Annotated in this window: 24 protein-coding genes; 14 read left to right on the forward strand and 10 right to left on the reverse strand. The window is 64.4% G+C overall.

Annotation, left to right across the window (positions count from 1 at the left end):
* Window positions 1-28: 28 nt before the first annotated feature.
* Window positions 29-319, reverse strand: coding sequence for a hypothetical protein (locus DSD28_RS10550; RefSeq protein ID WP_119256329.1), 291 nt, complete (start codon window positions 317-319; stop codon window positions 29-31).
* A 273-nt stretch (window positions 320-592) separates the two neighbouring features.
* Between DSD28_RS10550 and DSD28_RS10555 the strand changes: the two genes are divergently transcribed.
* The 8 genes from DSD28_RS10555 (at window position 593) to DSD28_RS10590 (ending at window position 8,384) form a co-directional block, all read left to right on the forward strand.
* Complete coding sequence (locus tag DSD28_RS10555; protein ID WP_119256330.1) at window positions 593-808, forward strand: hypothetical protein; 216 nt, start codon at window positions 593-595, stop codon at window positions 806-808.
* A gap of 226 nt (window positions 809-1,034) precedes the next feature.
* The gene (locus tag DSD28_RS26370) at window positions 1,035-2,030 is read left to right on the forward strand and encodes a septal ring lytic transglycosylase RlpA family protein (RefSeq protein WP_281048097.1); all 996 of its coding nucleotides are present in this window, start codon (window positions 1,035-1,037) and stop codon (window positions 2,028-2,030) included.
* A gap of 95 nt (window positions 2,031-2,125) precedes the next feature.
* A complete protein-coding gene (locus DSD28_RS10565; RefSeq protein WP_119256331.1) occupies window positions 2,126-3,295 on the forward strand; it encodes a D-alanyl-D-alanine carboxypeptidase family protein in 1,170 nt (389 codons plus the stop codon).
* Between the two features lie 127 nt (window positions 3,296-3,422).
* On the forward strand, window positions 3,423-4,100 hold the full coding sequence (tmk, locus tag DSD28_RS10570) for a dTMP kinase (RefSeq protein WP_119256332.1): 678 nt from the start codon (window positions 3,423-3,425) through the stop codon (window positions 4,098-4,100).
* Window positions 4,097-5,128, forward strand: coding sequence for a DNA polymerase III subunit delta' (locus tag DSD28_RS10575; protein ID WP_119256333.1), 1,032 nt, complete (start codon window positions 4,097-4,099; stop codon window positions 5,126-5,128). Before tmk ends, DSD28_RS10575 begins: the two co-directional genes overlap by 4 nt.
* 88 nt (window positions 5,129-5,216) lie before the next feature.
* Entirely contained in the window at window positions 5,217-6,767 is a 1,551-nt protein-coding gene (gene metG, locus DSD28_RS10580) for a methionine--tRNA ligase (RefSeq protein WP_119256334.1), read from the forward strand.
* A 7-nt stretch (window positions 6,768-6,774) separates the two neighbouring features.
* Window positions 6,775-7,554 carry a TatD family hydrolase gene (locus DSD28_RS10585; protein WP_119256335.1) on the forward strand — a complete coding sequence of 260 codons (780 nt, stop codon included), beginning with the start codon at window positions 6,775-6,777 and terminating at the stop codon, window positions 7,552-7,554.
* A 2-nt stretch (window positions 7,555-7,556) separates the two neighbouring features.
* Window positions 7,557-8,384 carry an MBL fold metallo-hydrolase gene (locus DSD28_RS10590; protein ID WP_119256336.1) on the forward strand — a complete coding sequence of 276 codons (828 nt, stop codon included), beginning with the start codon at window positions 7,557-7,559 and terminating at the stop codon, window positions 8,382-8,384.
* On the opposite strand, the gene DSD28_RS10595 is transcribed toward DSD28_RS10590, so the two are convergent.
* A complete protein-coding gene (locus tag DSD28_RS10595) occupies window positions 8,372-9,316 on the reverse strand; it encodes a phosphoribosylaminoimidazolesuccinocarboxamide synthase (RefSeq protein WP_245424810.1) in 945 nt (314 codons plus the stop codon). The genes DSD28_RS10590 and DSD28_RS10595 overlap by 13 nt on opposite strands.
* Window positions 9,317-9,638: 322 nt before the next feature.
* Here DSD28_RS10595 and DSD28_RS10600 point away from each other — a divergent pair, with 322 nt between their 5' ends.
* The gene (locus DSD28_RS10600) at window positions 9,639-10,052 is read left to right on the forward strand and encodes a DUF1428 domain-containing protein (RefSeq protein WP_119256338.1); all 414 of its coding nucleotides are present in this window, start codon (window positions 9,639-9,641) and stop codon (window positions 10,050-10,052) included.
* Window positions 10,049-10,471 (forward strand): DUF4864 domain-containing protein, encoded by a 423-nt coding sequence (locus tag DSD28_RS10605; protein ID WP_119256339.1) that lies wholly within the window; start codon window positions 10,049-10,051, stop codon window positions 10,469-10,471. The genes DSD28_RS10600 and DSD28_RS10605 overlap by 4 nt, the downstream gene beginning before the upstream one ends.
* A 9-nt stretch (window positions 10,472-10,480) precedes the next feature.
* Here the strand turns inward: DSD28_RS10605 and tgt are convergent, their stop codons facing one another.
* The 6 genes from tgt to coaD form a co-directional block, all read right to left on the reverse strand.
* Window positions 10,481-11,611 carry a tRNA guanosine(34) transglycosylase Tgt gene (tgt, locus tag DSD28_RS10610; RefSeq protein WP_119256340.1) on the reverse strand — a complete coding sequence of 377 codons (1,131 nt, stop codon included), beginning with the start codon at window positions 11,609-11,611 and terminating at the stop codon, window positions 10,481-10,483.
* On the reverse strand, window positions 11,608-12,675 hold the full coding sequence (queA, locus tag DSD28_RS10615) for a tRNA preQ1(34) S-adenosylmethionine ribosyltransferase-isomerase QueA (protein WP_119256341.1): 1,068 nt from the start codon (window positions 12,673-12,675) through the stop codon (window positions 11,608-11,610). The genes tgt and queA overlap by 4 nt, the downstream gene beginning before the upstream one ends.
* A gap of 8 nt (window positions 12,676-12,683) precedes the next feature.
* A complete protein-coding gene (locus DSD28_RS10620) occupies window positions 12,684-13,133 on the reverse strand; it encodes a DMT family transporter (RefSeq protein WP_119256342.1) in 450 nt (149 codons plus the stop codon).
* A gap of 79 nt (window positions 13,134-13,212) precedes the next feature.
* Window positions 13,213-13,728, reverse strand: a complete 516-nt coding sequence (locus tag DSD28_RS10625; protein ID WP_119256343.1) for a peptidylprolyl isomerase — start codon at window positions 13,726-13,728, stop codon at window positions 13,213-13,215.
* 81 nt (window positions 13,729-13,809) lie between these two features.
* Window positions 13,810-14,376: a peptidylprolyl isomerase gene (locus DSD28_RS10630; protein ID WP_119256344.1), complete on the reverse strand. Its 567-nt coding sequence runs from the start codon at window positions 14,374-14,376 to the stop codon at window positions 13,810-13,812.
* A 34-nt stretch (window positions 14,377-14,410) separates the two neighbouring features.
* Entirely contained in the window at window positions 14,411-14,905 is a 495-nt protein-coding gene (gene coaD / locus DSD28_RS10635) for a pantetheine-phosphate adenylyltransferase (protein WP_119256345.1), read from the reverse strand.
* A gap of 240 nt (window positions 14,906-15,145) precedes the next feature.
* Between coaD and DSD28_RS26375 the strand changes: the two genes are divergently transcribed.
* Both DSD28_RS26375 and DSD28_RS25880 read left to right on the forward strand, forming a co-directional pair.
* On the forward strand, window positions 15,146-15,271 hold the full coding sequence (locus DSD28_RS26375) for a hypothetical protein (RefSeq protein WP_281048098.1): 126 nt from the start codon (window positions 15,146-15,148) through the stop codon (window positions 15,269-15,271).
* 10 nt (window positions 15,272-15,281) lie between these two features.
* On the forward strand, window positions 15,282-15,428 hold the full coding sequence (locus DSD28_RS25880) for a hypothetical protein (protein WP_162911344.1): 147 nt from the start codon (window positions 15,282-15,284) through the stop codon (window positions 15,426-15,428).
* Between the two features lie 122 nt (window positions 15,429-15,550).
* On the opposite strand, the gene gyrA is transcribed toward DSD28_RS25880, so the two are convergent.
* A complete protein-coding gene (gene gyrA / locus DSD28_RS10640; RefSeq protein WP_119256346.1) occupies window positions 15,551-18,331 on the reverse strand; it encodes a DNA gyrase subunit A in 2,781 nt (926 codons plus the stop codon).
* Between the two features lie 214 nt (window positions 18,332-18,545).
* Here gyrA and DSD28_RS10645 point away from each other — a divergent pair, with 214 nt between their 5' ends.
* On the forward strand, window positions 18,546-19,175 hold the full coding sequence (locus tag DSD28_RS10645) for a MarC family protein (protein ID WP_119256347.1): 630 nt from the start codon (window positions 18,546-18,548) through the stop codon (window positions 19,173-19,175).
* A gap of 111 nt (window positions 19,176-19,286) precedes the next feature.
* On the opposite strand, the gene DSD28_RS10650 is transcribed toward DSD28_RS10645, so the two are convergent.
* A complete protein-coding gene (locus DSD28_RS10650) occupies window positions 19,287-19,820 on the reverse strand; it encodes a single-stranded DNA-binding protein (RefSeq protein WP_119256348.1) in 534 nt (177 codons plus the stop codon).
* 291 nt (window positions 19,821-20,111) lie between these two features.
* Between DSD28_RS10650 and uvrA the strand changes: the two genes are divergently transcribed.
* Window positions 20,112-23,030, forward strand: a complete 2,919-nt coding sequence (gene uvrA / locus DSD28_RS10655) for an excinuclease ABC subunit UvrA (protein WP_119256408.1) — start codon at window positions 20,112-20,114, stop codon at window positions 23,028-23,030.
* Window positions 23,031-23,041 lie beyond the last annotated feature (11 nt).

Consider the following 23,041-nt stretch of genomic DNA (forward strand, 5'->3'; position numbering starts at 1 on the left):
CAATACGAAATCCGGCGTCTCGGCAATGTCAGGCGACCGCCTTCTTCTTTCGCAGGGAAAGGAAGGTCAGGGCTCCGGCGGCAAGTCCGTAGAGGCCCCATTTGAACGGCAGTATGTCAGCCGTCTCGCTGCGGATCGGCAGGACGGTGACGGTGCCGGGCGAGGATTCGTAGCCGGCTTTGCCTTCCGCCTTGGCGGCGGCGATCTGCTCGGGCGAGACGACCCATTCGGCACCCTTCCAGGTGTCATAGGCCATGACGCCGCCACCGACGACGATGGCTGCAAGGGCGGAGGCGATCAGGTTTCTGGTATTCGACATCTTTGATTTTCCTGCTGATTCCGTCGGCCGCAAGATAGGCAGGGGGCCTGGGGGAGACAAGCGGGCGGGCGGGTTTGCCGGTGGACAAGCGCTTCGGCCCAGGGCAGGGCTCACCCACCGGAGCCCGGCATCACGCCCGCCGTGCCGCGATGGCACAGGACGTAAAACGCCATATAACTTTTCCCGACTTGTTGCGGACGCATTGTGGCCCTAGAGTTTAACGGCACCGGAAAGCGATACTGCCGGCTCGGTGCCAAGCAAGGGGAGGCCGCAATGGACGTGCTTCGAGACCCCACGCATATCGGCATGTTTGAACCGCAGGACCTCGATATCCTGAAAGGCGTATTCACCCGCCTGACCGCCTCGGGCAGCCTTCGCCTCGACGAGGCCGGGGCGCGTTCCCTGGCACGCTCGATCATCACGCTCTATCGTCATGGCGTGCGCGATCCCGATCGGCTTTTCGATGTCCTCCAGGTCGAGGCGACCTGACGAAATGCAGAGCCGGCGCTCGCCAGGTCCGGCGGGCGCCTTAACCATGCATAAACTATAACTTATCAATCTTCGCGCCCATTGCGGCGTTCATTCGCAATTTCGCCATCTTACTGGCATGATTAACACACTGTTATTTACTGAATGGCATTGACGGCCGACTTGCAGGGGCAAGGCAGTTGGCTGGCACACTGTCGGGGACAATAGCGGCGTGGGACATAATAACTTGAAGAAGAGTGCGAACCGTCTTGGCCAAGGCCTTCGGTTCATCGCAATTCCGCTGGTCTGCGCAGGCCTTGCCGCCTGTGCGACGACGGCTCAAGCTCCCAAGAAGAAGGTCCGCAGCAAGGAATTCTTCTCCGAATCCGAATATGGCGTGAAGGCGAGCCCCCGTATCGTCGAGGATGGCCAGCCCGTGCCGAAGGGCGGCGGGCGCTACCAGCTCGGCAAGGCCTATCAGGTCCGCGGCAAGTGGTATCAGCCGAAGGAAGAGATGGGCTACAGCAAGACCGGTCTTGCTTCCTGGTACGGTTCGGCCTTCCACGGCCGCAAGACGGCGAACGGCGAGGTCTACGACCGCTACCACCTTTCCGCCGCCCATCCGACCTTCCCGCTGCCGAGCTACGCCCGCGTCACCAATCTCGAAAACGGTACGTCGGTCATCGTACGCGTCAACGACCGCGGCCCGTTCCACGAAAACCGCCTGATCGACGTCTCGTCCAAGACGGCCGACCTCCTCGACATGAAGCGCACCGGCACGGCCAAAGTGCGTGTGCAATATGTCGGCAAGGCGCCGCTCGAGGGCAACGACATGCCCTATCTCATGGCCTCCTACGTACAGAAGGGATCGCGCATTCCGGCGGTCGATCCGGGCGGCCAGATCGCGACCGGCGTCATGGTGGCTTCCGCCGATACGCGTGCGATGCCTTCGACAGGCGAAGATACGTTCTCCATGCCGGAGCAGAGCGCGATGACGGCGCTCACCAAGACCGCGCCGCAGGCCATTCCGTTCCAGGTCATGGAGCAGGAATTCGTGCTCCTGCCCGAAATCGGCCCGGTGCCGATGGAGCGGCCGGATTTCGTTCCGCAGCTTGCCGGCGGCAGCTATGCGGCCGCCTATGCGGATGAGCGGGTGCGGGATGCCTCCGGCGCCTTCGACGCCATCCTCACGCTCGACGGCCAGTTGACGCCGCTTTCCGCGCTCGCCGACAACGCGGGTTGAGGGAAGGGCGTGACGGGCGGCATGGCGCCTTCTTCCCGCAAAGCCGTTTGCGCAACGCGTCCGGCTGTGGGAGTGTGACGGCACCCGGAGTCGCCATGCATCGCCGCCTTTCTGCCTGCCTCATTCTCTTCCTGTCCCTGCTGACGGTTGCGCACGCCCAGTCCCCGGCGCCGCAGGCGCAGGCCGGCTTCGACGTCAAGGCAAGACAGGTCTACATGATCGAGGCGGAGACCGGCACGGTGCTTTTCGCCCGGGCGGAAGACGAGGTCGTTCCGGCGGCTTCCCTTGCCAAGCTCATGACCATGGCGAGCGTCTTCAAGGCGCTGTCGGCCGGCGAGATCACGCTCGATACGCAATATCCCGTCACGGAGCATGCCTGGCGGACCGGCGGCGCGCCGTCGCGCACCTCCACCATGTTCGCGGCGCTGAAATCCAGCGTACGCGTCGAGGATCTCGTGCGCGGCGTGACCGTCCAGTTCGCCAACGATGCCTGCATCATACTGGGCGAGGGCATCGCCGGTTCGGAAACCGCCTTCGTCGAGCGGATGAATGCGGAGGCCAGGGCGCTCGGGCTGGAGAAATCCACCTTCGCCAATGCCACCGGCCTGCCGGATCCCGGCAACAAGGTGACGATGCGCGAGATGGTGCTGCTCGCCCGGCATCTCGAAACGGTCTATCCGGCCTATATGCATTACTATCTCGAACCGGAATTCGAGTGGAACAAGATCAAGCAGCGCAACCGCAATCCTCTCCTGGCGCTCAATATCGGCGTGACCGGCTTCGTCACCGGCTTTTCGGAGGAGGGCGGCTATTCCATCGTCGCCGCCGTCAACCGTGACGGCAAGCGCCTGCTGCTGGCGATGGGCGGCATGGAAAGCGACAAGGTCCGCACGGAGGAAGCCCGCCGCATCATCGAATGGGCGCTGGCGACCTTCGAGCGGCGCACGCTGTTCAAGGAGGGCGAGACGATCGCCGATGCGAGCGTCTATGGCGGCAGCGCCTCGACCGTGCCGCTCGTCGCGGGCGACGAGGTCGACGTGTTCCTGCCCAAGGACAATTCGCAGCGGCTCGTCGCCCGCGTCGTCTATAACTGGCCCGTGCGCGCGCCTGTGGAGCCCGGACAGGACGTCGGCACGCTGAAGATATGGAACGACAAGCAACTCCTGCGCGAGGTGCCGGTGAAGACCGCCGGGACGGTGACCGTCGGCACCTTGCGCTCGCGCGCGCTGGATGCGCTGATCGAACTGTTCTTCTTCTGGATTTGACGGGGCGGGGCAGGGCGAAAAGCGTTTCGTCCGCCGGAAACATGGGTTAGTAGTGGTCCGACTCGCCTCCGCCTCACCGGAAAATGTCAAATGGCCGCCGCGGCGGCCGCTGGAACGGAACTAGGATTTGTCTGCCGCACCCGGTTTGTTTGTCACGTTCGAAGGCGGCGAAGGCGCCGGAAAGTCGACGCAGATCCGGCTTCTGGCGAATGCTTTGCGCGAGCGCGGGCTGACCGTGCTCATGACGCGCGAGCCCGGCGGCTCGAAGGGTGCGGAGGCGGTGCGCCACGTGCTGCTGTCCGGCGCGGCCGAACCCTACGGCATTCGCATGGAGGCGATCCTCTTTGCCGCGGCGCGCAGCGACCATGTCGAGCAGGTCATCCGCCCGGCGCTTGCTGCGGGCACCGTCGTCCTCTGCGACCGCTTCATGGATTCCTCCCGCGTCTACCAGGGCATAACCGGCAATCTGGAGCAATCCTTCGTCGAGACGCTCGAGCGGGTGGCGATCAACGGCGTCGTGCCGGACTGCACGATCATTTTCGATCTTCCCGCCTCCATCGGCCTCGAGCGCGCCCGCAAGCGCGCCACAGGGCCGGAGGAGCAACCCGACCGCTTCGAGAAGGAAGAGCTGGAGACCCACGAGAAGCGCCGCGAGGCCTTCCTCGACATCGCCGAGCGCGAGCCGCTGCGCTGCCGCGTGGTCGATGCCACCAAGGCGCAGGAGACGATTGCCGCGGAGGTACTCGCCATCGTCGAGCCGCTGCTGCCGATCAATGCGCATGGCCATCCGGAGCATGTCTCGTGAGCGAGGAGCGTCCCGGCATCCTCGACGGCGCGGTGCATCCCGCCGAGCAGACGAAGCTCTTCGGCCATGCCGAGGCGGCGGCGTTCCTGGCGCGCTCCTATCGCTCCGGCAAGGGCCATCACGCGATCCTCATCGAGGGGCAGGAAGGCATCGGCAAGGCGACGCTCGCCTTCCGCTTCGCCAACCATGTGCTGCACCATCCGGAGCCTGCGGACGCGCCCGAAACAATGGCCGACCCGTCGCCTGCGTCGCCCATCACCCGCCAGCTCGCCGCCGGCGCCTCGCACAATCTCTTGCATCTCACTCGCCCGGTCGATGAGAAGACCGGCAAGGTGAAATCCGCCATCACGGTCGACGAGGTGCGCAAGGCCGGAAAGTTCCTGGCGCAAACCTCCGGCACGGGTAATTGGCGCATCGTCATCATCGACCCGGCGGACGACCTTAACCGCAACGCCGCCAACGCCATCCTGAAAATCCTCGAAGAGCCGCCGAAGCGTTCGCTCTTCCTCGTCCTGACCCATGCGCCCGGCAAGCTGCTGCCGACCATCCGCTCGCGCTGCCTGCCGCTGTCCCTGTCTCCGCTGTCGGAGAGCGATCTTGCCGCCGCGCTGGAGAGCCTCGGCGCGGCGCCGTCCGGCGCACGGGCAGGGGAGGTGCTATCCGCCGCCCATGGCAGCGTCTCCGAAGCGCTGAAGCTCGTGAACTACGGCGGCTTCGACATCGTGGAAGCCTTCCGCGCCACCGTCACAGCGCCGGGCGAGCCGCCACGCCGCGACGTGCACAGGCTCGCCGACGTGCTGTCGGCCAAGGACAGCGACACGGTCTTCTCCTTCTTCTGCCAGCACGTCTCGGACTTCGTCACAGATGCGGCCCGCAGCGCGGCGCTTTCCGGCGACATCGCCCGCGCCGACCGGCTTGCCCACCTTTCCTCGCAGCTCGGCGAGCGCATCACCATCGCGCAGGCCTACAATCTCGATCGCAAGCAGACGATCATCACCGTCCTCGACGACATCCGCGCCGCGCTCTAGTTCAAAGCGGAAACTTGCTGTTTCCCTCTGCGTCCGCATGGTCTAATACCTTGCGGCATTGCACAACCGAAGACAGAACGCACCCCAGATGACCGACACGTCCCGCTTCTACATCACCACCGCCATTTCCTATCCGAACGGCAAGCCGCATATCGGCCATGCCTATGAGCTGATCGCGACGGATGCCATGGCGCGCTACCAGCGGCTCGACGGGCGGGACGTCTTCTTCCTGACGGGCACGGATGAGCACGGCCAGAAGATGCAGCAGACGGCGCGCAAGGAAGGCATTTCGCCGCGCGAGCTGGCAGATCGGAATTCAAAAGAATTCAAGGATATGGCCGTTCTTCTTAATGCGTCGAACGATGACTTCATCCGCACGACCGAAGAGCGCCACTACGAGGCCTGCGCCGAGATCTGGCGCCGCATGGCCGCCAACGGCGATATCTACAAGGGCGGTTATGCCGGCTGGTATTCCGTTCGCGACGAAGCCTATTACCAGGAAAACGAAACCGAGAAGCGCGACGACGGCGTTCGCTACGGCCCGCAGGGCACGCCCGTCGAATGGGTGGAGGAGGAGAGCTACTTCTTCCGCCTTTCCGCCTATCAGGAAAAGCTCCTGAAGCACTACGAGGACAACCCGGATTTCATCGGCCCGGCCGAGCGCCGCAACGAGGTGATCTCCTTCGTCAAGTCCGGCCTCAAGGACCTCTCCGTCTCGCGCACGACCTTCGACTGGGGCATTCCGGTTCCGGACGACCCGGCGCATGTCATGTATGTGTGGGTCGATGCGCTGACAAACTACATTACCGCAACGGGCTATCTCACTGATCCGCAAGGCGATCGTGCGAAATACTGGCCGGCGAACATCCACATCATCGGCAAGGATATCATCCGCTTCCATGCCGTCTACTGGCCGGCCTTCCTGATGTCCGCCGGCCTGCCGCTGCCCGGACGCGTCTTCGCCCACGGCTTCCTGCTCAACAAGGGCGAGAAGATGTCGAAGTCGCTCGGCAACGTGGTCGATCCGGTCAACCTGGTGAACCATTTCGGCCTCGACCAGATCCGCTATTTCTTCCTGCGCGAAGTCTCCTTCGGCCAGGACGGCAGCTATAGCGAGGAGGGGATCGCGACGCGCATCAACTCCGACCTCGCCAACGGCATCGGCAACCTTGCAAGCCGCTCGCTGTCGATGATCGTCAAGAACTGCGACGGCAAGATGCCGGAATGCGGGGAGCTGTCCGAGGCGGACCGGGCGATGCTCGCCTCCGTCGACGCGCTGCACGCCGTCACCCGCGAGGAGATGGGCAAGCAGCAGATCCACAGGGCGCTGGCCGCGATCATCGCCGTCGTCTCGGAAGCCGACCGCTATTTCGCCGGCGAGGCGCCCTGGGCGCTGAAGAAGACCGACCCCGTCCGCATGGGCACCGTGCTCTATGTGACGGCGGAAGTCGTGCGCCAGATCGCGATCCTGCTGCAGCCCTTCATGCCGAAGTCCGGCCGCAAGCTGCTCGACCTCGTCGCCGCGCCCGTCGACAAGCGCGACTTCGCGGCGCTCGGCGAGGCCGGCCGTCTCGTCAGCGGCACGCCGCTGGAAGCGCCGACGCCGGTCTTCCCGCGCTACGTCGCGCCCGAGGCTTGAGACCGCGATGCTGATCGACACGCACTGCCATCTGGATTTTCCCGACTTCGAGGCGGAGCGCGACGATATCGTCGCGCGGGCGCACGCGGCCGGCGTCAAGCAGATGATCACGATCTCGACGCGGGTGCGCAAATTCCCCACGATCCTGGCGATCGCCGAGAAATATCCGTCGGTCTTCTGCTCGGTGGGCACGCATCCGCACAATGCGGACGAGGAGCTGGACATTCCGGTTTCGGAGCTAGTCGAGCTGTCGAACCATCCGCGCGTGGTGGCGATCGGTGAGGCGGGGCTCGATTACTACTACGACAACGCGCCGCGCGACGCACAGGCCATCGGCCTGCACAACCACATCGCGGCCGCCCGGCAAACGGGCCTGCCGCTCGTCATCCACAGCCGCTCGGCCGACGAGGACATGGCGGCGATCCTGACCGAGGAAACGGGGAAGGGGGCCTTCCCCTTCCTGCTGCACTGCTTCTCCTCCGGCGCCGAGCTGGCGCGCGTCGGCGTCGAGCTTGGCGGCTACGTTTCCTTCTCCGGCATCCTGACCTTCCCGAAATCGGAAGAGCTGCGCGAGATCGCCAGGACCGTGCCGCTGGAGCGCATGCTGGTGGAAACGGACGCGCCCTATCTCGCGCCAAAGCCGTTCCGCGGCAAGCGCAACGAGCCGGCCTATACGGCCCACACGGCAGCCGTTCTGGCCGATACCGTCGGGGTCAGTACGGAAGAGATCGCCCGCATCACCACGGAAAACGCCTTCCGCATCTTCTCGAAGATGCCGCGGGTGTAGCCGTGGCCTATATGCGTCGCTTCACCATTCTCGGCTGCGGCTCGTCTCCCGGCGTGCCGCGCATCACCGGTGACTGGGGCGCCTGCGATCCGGCCAATCCGAAGAACCGCCGCACCCGCGCCGCTTTCCTCGTCGAGCAGATCGGCCCGGAGGGCAAGACGACCGTCGTCATCGACACGGGGCCGGATTTCCGCACGCAGATGATTTCGGCCGGCGTCGAGAGCATTGATGCGGTGCTCTATACCCACGCCCATGCCGACCATATCCACGGTATCGACGATATCCGCGGCTTCGTGCTGCAGAACCACCGGCAGGTGCCGATCTGGGCCGATGTCGAGACGATGGACCGCATCCGCGAAGGCTTCGGCTATTGTCTCAGGACGCCGCCCGGCAGCATGTATCCGCCCATCGTGACGGAGAACCTGATCGACCCGATGGATGCGCCGGTGACCATCAAAGGGGCAGGGGGCGCGATCACTTTTCAGCCCCTCCTCCAGGTGCATGGCTCGATCCATTCGCTCGGCTTCCGCATCGGCGATGTCGCCTATTGCAGCGATATCAGCGACTTTCCGGACGAGACCCTGCCGCATCTTGCCGGTCTCGACATGCTGGTGATCGACGCGCTGCAATACCGCTTCCATTCGAGCCACCTGTCCATCGGCCAGGCGCTGGAATGGATCGAGCGGCTGAAGCCGGCCCGGGCGATCCTGACGCACATGCATGTGCCGCTCGATTACGACACGGTGCAAAAGGAAACGCCGGCCCATGTGGAGCCGGCCTATGATGGCCTCAGCTTCGAGGTCTCGCTTTCCGACGATCAGGCGAAATAGGGCGCCAGATTCTTGCGGATGCGGTCGAGGACCGTGGCGCCGGAAAGGTCGGGCACGAAGGTCTTTCCGGTAATCTGTTCAAAGGCTTGGATGTAAACCTTCGAGGTTTGCTCGACGAGTTCCCGCGGGATTTCCGGGATCGGATCCTTGTACGGGTCGCAGCGTTCGGTGACCCAGGCGCGCACGAAATCCTTGTCGAAGCTGGCCGGCCGGCCGCCCTTGGCGAAGCTTTCCTCGTAGCTGTCGGCGATCCAGTAGCGGCTCGAATCCGGCGTGTGGATCTCGTCTGCCAGAACGATGCGGCCGTCCTTGTCCGTGCCGAATTCGTATTTCGTGTCGACGAGGATCAGGCCGCGCTCGGCCGCGCGGGCCTGTCCGCGCGCGAAGAGCGAAAGCGCATAGCGCGACACTGTTTCCCATTGCTCGGCCGTCAGCAGGCCCTGGGCAAGGATTTCCGCGCCGGAAAGCGGCTCGTCGTGGCCGCCGTCGAAGGCCTTGCTGGTGGGCGTGATGATCGGCTGGGGAAGCTTTTCGTTGTCCCTGAGCCCGTCCGGCAGCGTGATGCCGTACATGTCGCGCTCGCCCTTGCGGTATTTCGTCAGGATCGACGTGCTGGTGGTGCCGGCGAGATAGCCGCGCACGACGACCTCGACCGGCAGGATGTCGAGCCGCGTGCCGATCACGACATTCGGGTCCGGATAGGCCAGGACATGGTTCGGGCAGATATCGGCGGTTTCCTCGAACCAGTAGCGCGCCGTCTGCGTCAGCACCTGGCCCTTGAAGGGAATGGATGTCAGGATGACGTCGAAGGCGCTGAGCCGGTCCGTCGCGATGATGATGCGGCTGCCGTCCGGCAGGTCGTAGTTCTCGCGAACCTTGCCCTTGTAGCGGTTCGGCAGTTCCGGGATATGGGCGTCGGAGAGAATGCGCAAATCGCTCATCGTGGCAGGCTTTCGCTGTTGGTTCCGTCTGTCGTTTCGCTTAAGGCCGGGGAAGCATTCCGGTCAAGGCGAAAACCGGGTTTCCAGCGCTTTCGGGGTATTCAGGCGTATCCTTTAGTTCCATAACCTATCTTATGCGACCTTTATATTGGGCCGGATGGGCAAGGACGAAGCGCCCTGCATGCCGGCAATTTTGGCATCGTGAGCTTCATCCATTCCGCTTTAGCGATCGGGTTGTTCCGACGCACCTCGCCTGCGGCGGCGCTCTGGAGTACCATCCTCAATGTCGCTTGCCTTGCCGGAGAACGGGACAATGTACATCGACGCCTATCTGATACCGGTCGCTATCGACAAGCTTGCCGCCTACGAGGCTTTCTCGCGGAAGGTCGCCGACGTCTATCGGGAATACGGCGCGACGCGCATCGTCGATTTCCGGCTCGATCCAGAGACGCCCGGCGGCGAGGAATTCCATGCGGATGGCACGCGGGATGCGCTTGCCGATGCCGGTCCCTTGCGGGATTTCATCGTTGCGGCCGATGCGCGGCCCGGCGAAACGGTCATTCTCGCCTGGACCGAATGGCCCAGCAAGGACGTCCGCGATAGCGGATTGCGGAAGGCGCTGGCAGATCCGCGCATCCAGCCGGAGCCCGGCGAAGGTATGATCTTCGAAGGCCGCCGTCTCGTGGCCGGAAGCTTCGCACCGCTTCGGGAGATGTTATCGCCATGAAGCTCTCTGCCGCCATGTTCCTCGGTCTATCATTGCCCATGCTCGCTGCTTCTCCCGCATGGGCGGAAGAGCCGATCGACACGGTGCAAAGCATCATCCAGAGCCAGATCGCGGCGTTCCTGAACCACGATGCGAAGAGCGCCTATGCCTTCGCCTCGCCCTCCGTCCGCGACCGGTTTCCGACCGAGGACGCGTTCTTCGACATGGTGAAGAAGAATTACGCGCCGGTCTTCCGGCCGGGCCATGTGGCCTTCGGCCGCTCGAAGGCGCAGGGCGATACGGTCGTGCAGGAGGTGCTGATTTCGGGGCCGGGCGGCAAGGACTGGACGGCCTTCTACCAGCTCGTGAAGCAGCCCGACGGCAGCTACAAGATCAACGGCGTGCACATGGTGCATGCGGCGCCGGGGCCTGAAATCTAGACCTGCGTCTCAGAGAGGGGCGAGATCGCCTCTCGCCCAGTTCTCTTGGGTTTCCGCCATGAAATCGGCGAAACGCCCCTCCTCTATCGCCTTGCGGATGCCGGCCATAAGGTCCTGGTAATAGGAAAGATTGTTCCAGGTCAGCAGCATGCCGCCGAGCGACTCGTTGGCGCGGATGAGGTGGTGCAGATAGGCGCGCGAATAGTCGCGGGCGGCCGGGCAGTTCGATTCCTCGTCCAGCGGGCGCATGTCCTCGGCATGGCGGGCGTTGCGCAGGTTGATGCGGCCGCGGCGGGTGAAGGCAAGGCCGTGGCGGCCCGAGCGGGTCGGCATCACGCAGTCGAACATGTCGATGCCGCGGGCGACGGATTTCAGCATGTCGTCCGGCGTGCCGACGCCCATCAGGTAGCGCGGCTTCTCGAAGGGCATGTGCGGGATGGTCGTGTCGATCATGTCGAGCATGACTTCCTGCGGCTCGCCCACGGCGAGGCCGCCGATGGCGTAGCCCTTGAGGTTCAGCTCGGCCAGCGCCTGCGCGGACCGCACGCGCAGATGCGGAATGTCACCGCCCTGCACGATGCCGAACATCGCCTTGCCCGGCTGGTCGCCGAAGGCCACCTTGCAGCGCTCGGCCCAGCGCAGCGACATTTCCATGGCGCGCTCGATTTCCTTGGGCGAGGCCGGCAGCGCCACGCATTCGTCGAGCTGCATCTGGATATCGCTGTCAAGCAGGCCCTGGATTTCGATGGAGCGTTCCGGCGACATGTGGTGCAGCGCGCCGTCGACATGGCTCTTGAAGGTGACGCCCTGCTCGTCGAGCTTGCGCAGGCCCGAGAGCGACATGACCTGGAAGCCGCCGGAGTCGGTGAGGATCGGATAGGGCCACCGGATGAGCTCGTGCAGGCCGCCGAGCCGCGCGACGCGCTCCGGGCCGGGCCGCAGCATCAGGTGATAGGTATTGCCGAGGATGATGTCGGCGCCGAGCTCGCGCACCTGGTCGAGATACATCGCCTTGACCGTGCCCACCGTGCCGACGGGCATGAAGGCCGGCGTGCGGATGGTGCCGCGCGGCATGGAGACCTCGCCGCGGCGGGCCTTGCCATCAGTGGCGAGAAGTTTGAACTGGAAGGTCTCGGTCATCGGTCGTCCCGGAAAAGCAGGCTGGAGTCGCCGTAGGAATAGAAGCGGTAGCCGGCCGAAATCGCATGGCCATAGGCGCCGCGCATCGTCTCCAGGCCGGAAAAGGCCGAGACGAGCATGAAGAGCGTCGATTTCGGCAGGTGAAAATTGGTCATCAGGATATCGGCCGTGCGGAAGCGGTAGCCGGGCGTGATGAAGATGCCCGTCGCGCCGGACCAGGGCCTGATCGTGCCGTCTTCGCCGGCGGCGCTTTCGAGGAGGCGCAGCGATGTCGTGCCGACGGAGACGATGCGCCCGCCCCTCGCGCGGACGGCATTGAGGGCCGCAGCGGTCTCTTCCGAGACATAGCCGATCTCCTCGTGCATGACGTGATCCGTCGTATCGTCCGCCTTGACCGGCAGGAAGGTGCCGGCGCCGACATGCAGCGTCACGAAATGCCGCTCCACGCCGAGCGCATCGAGCTTTTCGAAAAGGGCGTCGGTGAAGTGCAGTCCGGCCGTGGGCGCGGCGACGGCGCCCTCCTCCCTGGCATAGATCGTCTGGTAATCCTTGCGGTCCGCCTCGTCGTCGGCGCGCTTGGAGGCGATATAGGGCGGCAGCGGGATATGGCCGACCGTAGCGATGGCGCGGTCGAGCTCAGGACCCGATGCGTCGAAATGCAGGGTGACCTCCCCGCCCTCGCCTTTCTCCTCAACGATTGCCGACAGATTCTCCGCCGCGCCGAAGGTGATGCGGTCGCCAAGCTTGATGCGCTTGCCCGGCTTGGCGAAGGCCTTCCAGCGGTCGCCGGCAATGCGCATGTGCAGCGTCGCGGAGACCTTCTGGCCGCCCGCCCCTTCCCGGTGGCGGATGCCTTCGAGCTGGGCGGGAATGACGCGCGTATCGTTGAAGACCAGCGCATCGCCCGGACGCAGCAGCGACGGCAGGTCGCCGACGGTGCGGTCCTCATAGGGCGTATCCGCGCCGGGCCGCACGACGAGCAGCCTCGCCGCTTCGCGCGGGGTGACCGGGCGAAGCGCGATGTTCTCCTCCGGCAGGTCGAAATCGAAAAGGTCGACGCGCATGGCGGGCCTCAGAGGAAGCGGATCATCAGCGCCCCGGCGACAAGCAGGAGGGCGCCGGCGATGCGGCCGACGGAGATTTCACGAACGGCCATGCCGAGGAAGCCGATGCGGTCGAGCAGGATGCCCGCGAGAAGCTGGCCGGAGACAGCGAAGGCCATGACGGCGGCCGCGCCGATGCGCGGCGTCAGGTAGATCGCGGTGGTGACATAGATGGTGCCGAGCGCGCCGCCGGCGACATAGAGCCAGAGGTCCGGTCCGCGCCAGTCGGGCGCCCGCCCCTCGAACGACGCCGTGGCGAGCATCACGATACCGAGGATGATCGCCCCGGAGAGAAACGAGACGCAGGCGGCCGCGACCGGCATGCTGAGACCGCGTCCGAGCAGGGCGTTGACGGGAGCCTGGATTGCGATGCACGCGCCGGCCGCAATGCCGAGCAGCGCCCAGAGGAAAGCGGTCATATCGACTTGTCTCTTGAAAAGCGCACAAAGAAAAACCGCGCCCGCCGGGGCGAGCGCGGTCGAAAACGACGGCTTTCTATCAGGCTGCCACGTCGGCGGCAACCTTCATGGAGACGATCGAGTCGGGATCGCGCACCGGCTCGCCGCGCTTGATCTTGTCGATGTTTTCCATGCCTTCGATGACCTGGCCCCAGACGGAATACTGCTTGTTCAGCCAGGGAGCATCCGTGAAGCAGATGAAGAACTGCGAGTTGGCGGAGTTCGGCATCTGGCTGCGGGCCATCGAGCAGGTGCCGCGCACATGGCTCATGTTGGAGAATTCGGCCTTGAGGTCCGGCTTTTCCGAGCCGCCCATGCCGGCGCGGGCCGGGTTGAAGTCGGCGCCGCCCTGCTTGCCGAACTTCACGTCGCCCGTCTGGGCCATGAAGTCCTCGATCACGCGGTGGAAGACGACACCGTCATAGGCGCCTTCGCGCGCCAGTTCCTTGACGCGTGCGACGTGGCCCGGTGCGAGATCCGGAAGAAGCTGGATGACCACCTTTCCCTTCGTGGTCTCCATGATGATGGTGTTTTCCGGATCCTTGATCTCGGCCATGGTCTTTCTCCTTCTAAAGCCTGTTGCGCAGAAGTGGGGCGCCGCATCGCGATTGCAACATGCGGCCAGTCATAAAGTGGCTTACTTGCCGACGGTGACCTTGATCATCCGGTCGGGGTCGGTCACCGAACCGTTGTTGGCGTCGTCGCCGCGCTTGATCTTGTCGACGTTCTCCATGCCGGAAACCACCTTGCCGACGACCGTGTACTGGCCGTTGAGGAAGTCGCCCGGCGCGAACATGATGAAGAACTGGGAGTTCGCCGAGTTCGGGTCCTGAGCGCGGGCCATGCCGACCGTACCGCGCTCGAAGGGAATGTCGGAGAATTCGGCCGGAAGATCCGGCAGGCTGGAGCCGCCCGTGCCGGCCGCCTGCGGCTGGTAACCGTTCTCCATGTCGCCATACTGCACGTCGCCGGTCTGCGCCATGAAGCCCTCGATCACGCGGTGGAAGGCGACGTTGTCGTATTCGCCGCCGGCGGCGAGCGCCTTGATGCGCTCGGCATGCTTCGGCGCCTTGTCGTTCAACTCGATGACGACCGGGCCATCCTTGAGCTGGATCGTGATGAAATCGGCGGCCTGGGCAACGAAGGCGCCGGTTGCGGTCGCAAGGAACAGGGCTCCTGCAAAGGCGTGACGGAGGATGTTCATGATAGCTCCCTTGAGGGGTTCAGGATGATTGTACTCAGCCCTTTCGAAGGGCTTTGAGGGCCGCAAGGACGGGCGCCGGAACGAAGGCGCCGACATCGCCACCCATGGCCGCGATCTGGCGGACCAATGTGGCGGTAATGGGCCGCGAGGCAACGCCCGCCGGCAGAAAGATCGTCTGCACATCGGGCGCCATCTGCCGGTTCATGCCGGCCATCTGCATCTCGTAATCGAGATCCGTCCCGTCGCGCAGGCCCCGGATGAGGAGATGCGCCTTGTGGGTGCGCGCGGCATCGACGACCAGGTTGGCGAAGGAGACGACGCTGACATCCCCTGCCCGCTCCGGCAGGGCCTCGGCGATGGACTGGCGGATGAGGTCGGCGCGCTCCTCGAACGAGAAGAGCGGCGTCTTGCCGGGATGGATGCCGATGGCGACGATGACCCTGGGCGCCACGTTCAGCGCCTGGACCAGCACGTCGATGTGGCCGTTGGTGATCGGATCGAAGGAGCCAGGGTAGAAGGCGACTGTCATCGGCGGGGTCCCGTTTGCCGCCTTTTGTCACGGACCGCCTCTTTCCGCAAGGTCGCGGCACGCGCTGTCCCCTGTTGAAGAACATGAACCGCGCATGAACGGGCCGTTCAAGACCATTTCAGGCGCCGCATGTCTAAATGACAGCATAGGGGTCGGGAACAATATGCGCGGTGGCGCATTTTACCGGCCGAACCCAACGGAACAAGTAACGCGTTTCCTTAGGCTGGAAGGAACACGAAAATGGCACTCGCTCTACTTTGCATGACCATGTTCATCGCGCTGACCGCAGCAACGATCCATGCGCTGCGGGAAGAGGATCGCCCGGCAGCGCCCAAGGTCGCCGGCCGCGGCAAGTGGCTGCGCTGAGGCGTTTCCCATGGCCGCGATCAGCATCCTTTCCATGGTCTTCATCAGCACGGTCTTCACGATGGACTTTGCCCGCACGATCCTTGAGATCAAGCGTGAGCGCGCGGTTCTGAAGGCCGTCCGGCTGAGAACGAAAGCAGGCGGCTTCGGCGTCTGAGAGCGCCCCCTTGCCGCCGTCAAAGCGGGCAGTCTTCCCTCCGGGCTGCCCGCTCCAAATGAAAAGCCGGACGGTCGTTCCCTGCCCGTCCGGCTTTTTCATGTCCTGAATTTGGGCGAGGACTATTCCTCGCCACCCTCCACAGCATCCCCGGCTTCGATATCGCCTTCTTCGGCGACGTCCTCGGCATCCTCGTCGCCTTCCGGCTCGCTGATGCGCTCGACCGAGACCACCTTCTCATCCTTGGCGGTCGAGAAGATCGTGACGCCCTTCGTCGCGCGGCTGGCGATGCGGATGCCGTCGACCGGCACGCGGATGAGCTGGCCGCCGTCGGAGACGAGCATGAGCTGGTCCTTCTCCTCGACCGGGAAGGCGGCGACCAGTTCGCCGATCTCGCCCGTCTTGGAGGTGTCGGTGGCGCGGATGCCCTTGCCGCCGCGGCCGGAGGTGCGGAAGTCGTAGGACGACGAGCGCTTGCCGTAGCCCTTCTGCGAGACCGTCAGCACGAACTGCTCCTGGCTGCCCAGCTCCAGATAACGCTCGTCGGAGAGATCGCCGACTTCGCCGACCTCCTCGCCGACCAGCGCGATATCCTCCTCGTCGACGCCGCTAGCGCGGCGTTCGGCGGCGGAGCGCTTGAGATAGGCGGCGCGCTCCCACGGCTCGGCGTCGACATGGCCGACGATCGCCATCGAGATGATGCGGTCGCCATTGCCCAGCGTGATGCCGCGTACGCCGACCGAGTTGCGGCCGGCGAAGACGCGCACGTCATCGACCGGGAAGCGGATGCACTGGCCGAGCGCCGTCGTCAGCAGCACGTCGTCCCGCTCCGTGCAGGTCTCGACGTTGAGGATCTCGTCGCCCTCTTCCTCGAGCTTCATCGCGATCTTGCCGTTGCGGTTGACCTGGACGAAGTCCGACAGCTTGTTGCGGCGAACCGTGCCGCGGGTCGTCGAGAACATGACGTCGAGGTTTTCCCACGTCGTCTCGTCCTCGGGCAGCGGCATGATCGTGGTGATGCGCTCGCCGGGCTCGATGGGCAGCATGTTGATGAGGGCCTTGCCCTTCGACTGCGGCGTACCGATCGGCAGGCGCCAGACCTTTTCCTTGTAGACGATGCCGCGCGAGGAGAAGAACAGCACCGGCGTATGCGTGTTGGCGACGAAGAGGCGGGTCGCGAAATCCTCGTCCTTCATGGCCATGCCGGAGCGGCCCTTGCCGCCGCGGCGCTGCGCGCGATAGGTCGCGAGCGGCACGCGCTTGACGTAGCCGGCATGCGACACCGTCACGACCATGTCCTCGCGGGCGATCAGGTCCTCGTCGTCCATATCGGGACCGCCCTCGGCGATCTCGGTGCGGCGCGGCGTGCCGAACTCGTCGCGCACGGCGGCGAGCTCTTCCTTGACGATGTTCATCATGCGCAGGCGCGAGGAGAGGATATCGAGATAGTCCTTGATTTCCTCGCCGATCTTGTTGAGTTCCTCGTCGATCTCGTCGCGGCCGAGCGCCGTGAGGCGGGCAAGGCGCAGCTCGAGGATGGCGCGGGCCTGTTCCTCGGAGAGATTGTAGGTGAGGTCCTCGTTGATGCGGTGGCGCGGATCGTCGATGAGACGGATCAGCGCATCGACGTCCTTGGCCGGCCAGCGGCGCTCCATCAACTGTTCGCGCGCCGTCTGCGGATCGGGCGCACGGCGGATGAGGTTGATCACTTCGTCGATGTTGGCGACGGCGATGGCGAGACCCACCAAGACGTGGGCGCGATCACGCGCCTTGCGCAGCAGATACTTGGTACGGCGGCTGACGACTTCCTCGCGGAAGGCGACGAAGGCGCGCAGCATGTCGAGCAGGGTCATCTGCTCCGGCTTGCCGCCGTTCAGCGCCACCATGTTGCAGCCGAAGGAGGTCTGCAGCGGGGTGTAGCGGTAGAGCTGGTTCAGGATGACATCGGCATTGGCGTCGCGCTTCAACTCGATGACCACGCGGTAGCCCTGACGGTCGGATTCGTCGCGCAGGTCCGAGATGCCTTCGATACGCTTGTCGCGCACCAGTTCGGCCATCTTCTCGATCATCGTCGCCTTGTTCACCTGGTAGGGAACTTCCGTGATGATGATCTGCTCGCGGTCGCCGCGCATCGGCTCGATATGGGCGCGGCCGCGCATGACGACCGAACCGCGGCCGGTCTCATAGGCCTGACGGATACCGGCGCGGCCGAGGATCAGCGCGCCCGTCGGGAAGTCCGGCCCCGGGATGTGCTGCATCAGGTCGAGCAGCTCGATCGCCGGATTGTCGATCAGCGCGATACAGCCGTTGATGACTTCCGACAGGTTGTGCGGCGGAATATTCGTCGCCATGCCGACGGCAATGCCGCCGGCGCCGTTGACCAGAAGGTTCGGGAACTTGGCGGGAACGACGACGGGCTCGCTCATCGTGCCGTCGTAGTTGTCGCGGAAGTTGACCGTTTCCTTGTCGAGGTCGTCGAGCAGAGAATGGGCGGCCTTTTCGAGACGGCATTCCGTGTAGCGCTGCGCTGCCGGCGGGTCGCCGTCGATGGAGCCGAAGTTGCCCTGGCCGTCGATCAGCGGCAGGCGGAGCGACCAGTCCTGCGCCATGCGCGCCAAGGCGTCGTAGATCGCGGCGTCGCCGTGCGGATGGTATTTACCCATCACGTCACCGGTCACGCGGGCCGACTTGACGTATTTCTTGTTCCAGTCGACGCCCATCTCGCTCATCGAGTAGAGGATGCGCCGGTGCACGGGCTTCAGGCCGTCGCGCACATCGGGAAGCGCGCGGGACACGATCACGCTCATCGCGTAATCGAGATAGGAGCGCTGCATTTCCTCGATGATGGAGATCGGCTCAATGCCGGGAGGGTTCTTGCCGCCGGGTGTCGATTGTTCTGTCAATTTCGGTCACGATCTTTGTTCAGAATCAGTGCTGATTTTATAGCCTACCGGCACCCGAAGCGCCAATTTCGCCAAGGGTTTTGAACAGGCTTTTCCCAGAAAATCCGCCAATTTGCGCATTTTCGTGGCCGCCCTTCCCTAATGCGCCGCCCTCGCCTAACAATGCGGGCACAAGGCCGTCGAAACGGCCGTTCAAGGCGAGGGGAACGCCGCAATGCTGAACATCGATCTTCTGGTCAATGCCGTCACGACGCTGCTCGTGACCCTCGACCCGCCGGGCCTTGCGCCGATCTTCCTGGGGCTCACTGTCGGCATGACGCGACCGCAGCGCAAGCAGGTGGCGCTGCGCGGCTCGCTGATCGCCTTCTGCATCCTCGCCGTCTTCGCCCTGACGGGCGCCGGCGTGCTCTCGCTGCTCGGCATCTCCATCGGCGCCTTCCGCATCGCCGGCGGCCTGCTGCTGTTCTGGATCGCCTTCGAGATGATCTTCGAGCGCCGCAACGAGCGGAAGGAAAAAACCAGCGAAGTGGCGATCACCCGCGATCACATCCACAATATCGCGGTCTTCCCGCTCGCCCTGCCCCTCATCGCCGGTCCCGGCGCGATCTCCGCAACGATCCTCCTCTCCGGTTCATTCCCCTCCGTCCTGGAGCGCACCGCCCTCATCGGCGTCCTCGCGCTCTGCCTCGTCGTCCTCTTCCTCTCGCTGGTCATCGCCGAGCGCATCGACCGCTTCCTCGGCAATACCGGCCGCGCGATCCTGACACGCCTGCTCGGCGTGATCCTCGCCGCGCTGGCGGTGCAGTTCGTGGTGGATGGGGTGAAATCGGTATTCATCGGCTGACGCGGCCCGAAGGTCGAGTGTACCGCTCGCGATAGCGGGCCGCCGCCGTTCCCAAAGCCTTCTTCAAAGAAAAAGGCCGGCGCTCAGGCCGGCCTTTCGTTGTTCTCGTTCTCAGAACGGAATGTCGTCATCCATGTCGCGGGCCATGGAGCCGCCGCCACCCGAGCGGCTGCCGCTGCCACCACCGCCAGAGGCCGGGCGCGAACCGTAGTCGTCATAGCTCGGCGCGCCGCCGCCGTAATTGCTGCTGCCACCGAAATCACCGCCGCCGCGGCGCTCGCCGCCGCCCTCGCCGCGACCGTCGAGCATGGTCAGCGTGGAGTTGAAGCCCTGCAGCACGATCTCCGTCGAATAACGATCGTTGCCGGTCTGGTCCTGCCACTTGCGGGTCTGCAGCGCGCCCTCGATATAGAGCTTGGCGCCCTTCTTCACATATTGCTCGACGACCTTGCACAGGCCTTCGTTGAAGACGACGACATTGTGCCATTCCGTCTTCTCGCGGCGTTCGCCGCTGTTGCGGTCGCGCCAGGTCTCGGAGGTGGCGATGCGCAGGTTGGCGATCGGCCGACCGTCCTGCGTCCGGCGGATTTCCGGGTCAGCCCCGACATTCCCGATCAAGATCACCTTGTTGACGCTACCAGCCATGCCCGTACTTCCCGTTGTCGCGCCGGACGAAAGGCGCCGGCATCATTATCACTACACGAATGCGGCATCTTATCGGCTGCAGCGCGCCAGCGCCGCCCCGTGCAAGCGATAATCCACAGATCAATTGCGAAAATTCGTTCTTTTTTTGTTCTAATAATTCCCTACACTCTTGTCAACCGAATCGGAAACGGGCACGGAATCTTCTGACCGCGCATGGACAGGCTCCAACCAATGCCTACATAGGGGCCGACCCCTTCTGCAATGCGCAACGACCTTCTGACGCTGGATACCATGAGCGAACTCAAGACAATTTCCATTCGCGGCGCACGCGAACACAATCTCAAGGGCATCGACCTCGATCTGCCCCGCAACAAGCTGATCGTGATGACCGGTCTTTCGGGTTCGGGCAAATCGTCGCTCGCCTTCGACACGATCTATGCCGAGGGCCAGCGCCGTTACGTCGAGAGCCTTTCGGCTTACGCACGCCAGTTCCTGGAGATGATGCAGAAGCCGGACGTCGACCAGATCGACGGCCTGTCGCCCGCCATCTCCATCGAGCAGAAGACGACCTCGAAGAACCCGCGCTCGACCGTCGGCACGGTCACCGAGATCTACGACTACATGCGCCTGCTCTTCGCACGCGTCGGCGTTCCCTATTCGCCGGCGACGGGCCTGCCGATCGAGAGCCAGACGGTCAGCCAGATGGTCGACCGCGTGCTGGAATTCGGCGAAGGCACGCGCCTCTATATCCTCGCGCCCGTCGTGCGCGGCCGCAAGGGCGAGTACAAGAAGGAACTCGCCGAGCTGATGAAGAAGGGTTTTCAGCGCGTCAAAGTGGACGGCCAGTTCTACGAGATCGCCGACGTTCCCGCGCTCGACAAGAAGTACAAGCACGATATCGACGTGGTGGTCGACCGCGTCGTCGTGCGCCCGGACCTCGCCTCGCGCCTCGCGGACAGTCTCGAAACCTGCCTCAAGCTCGCCGAGGGCCTTGCCATCGCCGAATTCGCCGACAAGCCGCTGCCGGTCGAGGAAACGGCGGCCGGCGGCTCGGCCAACAAGTCGCTGAACGAGACGCATGAGCGCGTGCTGTTCTCGGAAAAATTCGCCTGCCCGGTCTCCGACTTCACCATCCCGGAAATCGAGCCGCGGCTCTTCTCGTTCAACAACCCCTTCGGCGCCTGCCCGACCTGCGACGGCCTCGGCAGCCAGCAAAAGATCGACCCGGACCTGATCGTGCCGGAAAGCGAGCGCACGCTGCGCGACGGCGCCATCGCGCCCTGGGCCAAGTCCTCCTCGCCCTATTACAACCAGACGCTGGAAGCGCTCGGCGCGGCATACGGCTTCAAGCTTTCCAACCGCTGGTCGGAGCTGTCGCAGGAGGCGCAGAGCGCCATCCTCAACGGCACCAGGGAGAAGATCGAGTTCAACTACAAGGACGGCGCGCGCTCCTACAAGACGGTGAAGACCTTCGAGGGCATCGTGCCGAACCTGGAGCGCCGCTGGAAAGAAACGGATTCGGCCTGGTCGCGCGAGGAGATCGAGCGCTACATGTCCGCCGCCCCCTGCCCGGCCTGCAACGGCTATCGCCTGAAGCCCGAGGCGCTGGCGGTGAAGATCAACAAGCTGCATATCGGCGAGACGACGGAAATGTCGATCCGCGTGGCGCGCGACTGGTTCGAGGCCCTGCCGGAGCATCTCAACGCCAAGCAAAACGAGATCGCCGTGCGCATCCTCAAGGAGATTCGCGAGCGCCTGCGCTTCCTCAACGACGTCGGCCTCGAATATCTCTCGCTCTCGCGCAATTCCGGCACGCTGTCGGGCGGCGAAAGCCAGCGCATTCGCCTCGCCTCGCAGATCGGCTCCGGCCTGACGGGCGTGCTCTACGTGCTGGACGAGCCATCCATCGGCCTCCACCAGCGCGACAATGCGCGCCTCCTCGAAACGCTGCGGCACCTTCGCGACATCGGCAACACGGTGATCGTCGTCGAGCACGACGAGGACGCGATCCTGACGGCGGACTATGTGGTCGATATCGGCCCCGCCGCCGGCATCCACGGCGGCGAGGTGATCGCGCAAGGCACGCCCGACGAGGTTATCGCCAATCCAGCCTCGCTCACCGGCAAATATCTCTCCGGCGAGCTTTCCGTGGCGGTTCCCGCCGAGCGGCGCAAGCCGAAGAAGAAAAAGGAAATCAAGGTCGTCGGGGCGAAGGCTAACAATCTGAAGAATGTTACGGCCTCGATCCCGCTCGGCGTCTTCACGGCCGTCACGGGCGTTTCCGGCGGCGGCAAGTCGACCTTCCTGATCGAGACGCTCTACAAGTCCGCCGCCCGCCGCGTCATGGGCGCGCGCGAGATCCCGGCCGAGCACGAGCGCATCGACGGCTTCGAATATATCGACAAGGTCATCGATATCGACCAGTCGCCCATCGGCCGCACGCCGCGCTCGAACCCGGCGACCTATACCGGCGCTTTCACGCCGATCCGCGACTGGTTCGCCGGCCTGCCGGAGGCCAAGGCACGCGGCTACCAGCCGGGTCGCTTCTCCTTCAACGTCAAGGGCGGGCGCTGCGAAGCCTGCCAGGGCGACGGCGTCATCAAGATCGAGATGCACTTCCTGCCCGACGTCTACGTCACCTGCGACGTCTGCCACGGCAAGCGCTACAACCGCGAGACCCTCGACGTCACCTTCAAGGGCAAGTCGATCGCCGACGTGCTGGACATGACCGTCGAGGAGGGCGTCGAGTTCTTCGCCGCCGTTCCCGCCGTGCGCGACAAGCTCACGACGCTGAACCAGGTCGGCCTCGGCTATATCAAGGTCGGCCAGCAGGCGAACACCCTGTCGGGCGGCGAGGCGCAGCGCGTCAAGCTCGCCAAGGAACTGTCCAAGCGCTCGACCGGCCGCACGCTCTATATCCTCGACGAGCCGACGACCGGCCTGCATTTCCATGACGTGGCGAAGCTGCTCGAAGTGCTGCACGAGCTGGTCAACCAGGGCAATTCGGTCGTCGTCATCGAGCACAATCTGGAGGTCATCAAGACCGCCGACTGGATCATCGACTTCGGCCCCGAGGGCGGCGACGGTGGCGGTGAGGTGATCGCGGAAGGCACGCCCGAGGATGTGGTCAAGGTCGAGCGTTCCTATACCGGCCACTTCTTGAAAGAGTTGCTGGAGCGTCGGCCGATGAAGCGGGTGGCGGCAGAATAATCACACGGGAG

Source organism: Shinella zoogloeoides (assembly GCF_003574625.1).
Classification (GTDB): domain Bacteria; phylum Pseudomonadota; class Alphaproteobacteria; order Rhizobiales; family Rhizobiaceae; genus Shinella; species Shinella zoogloeoides_A.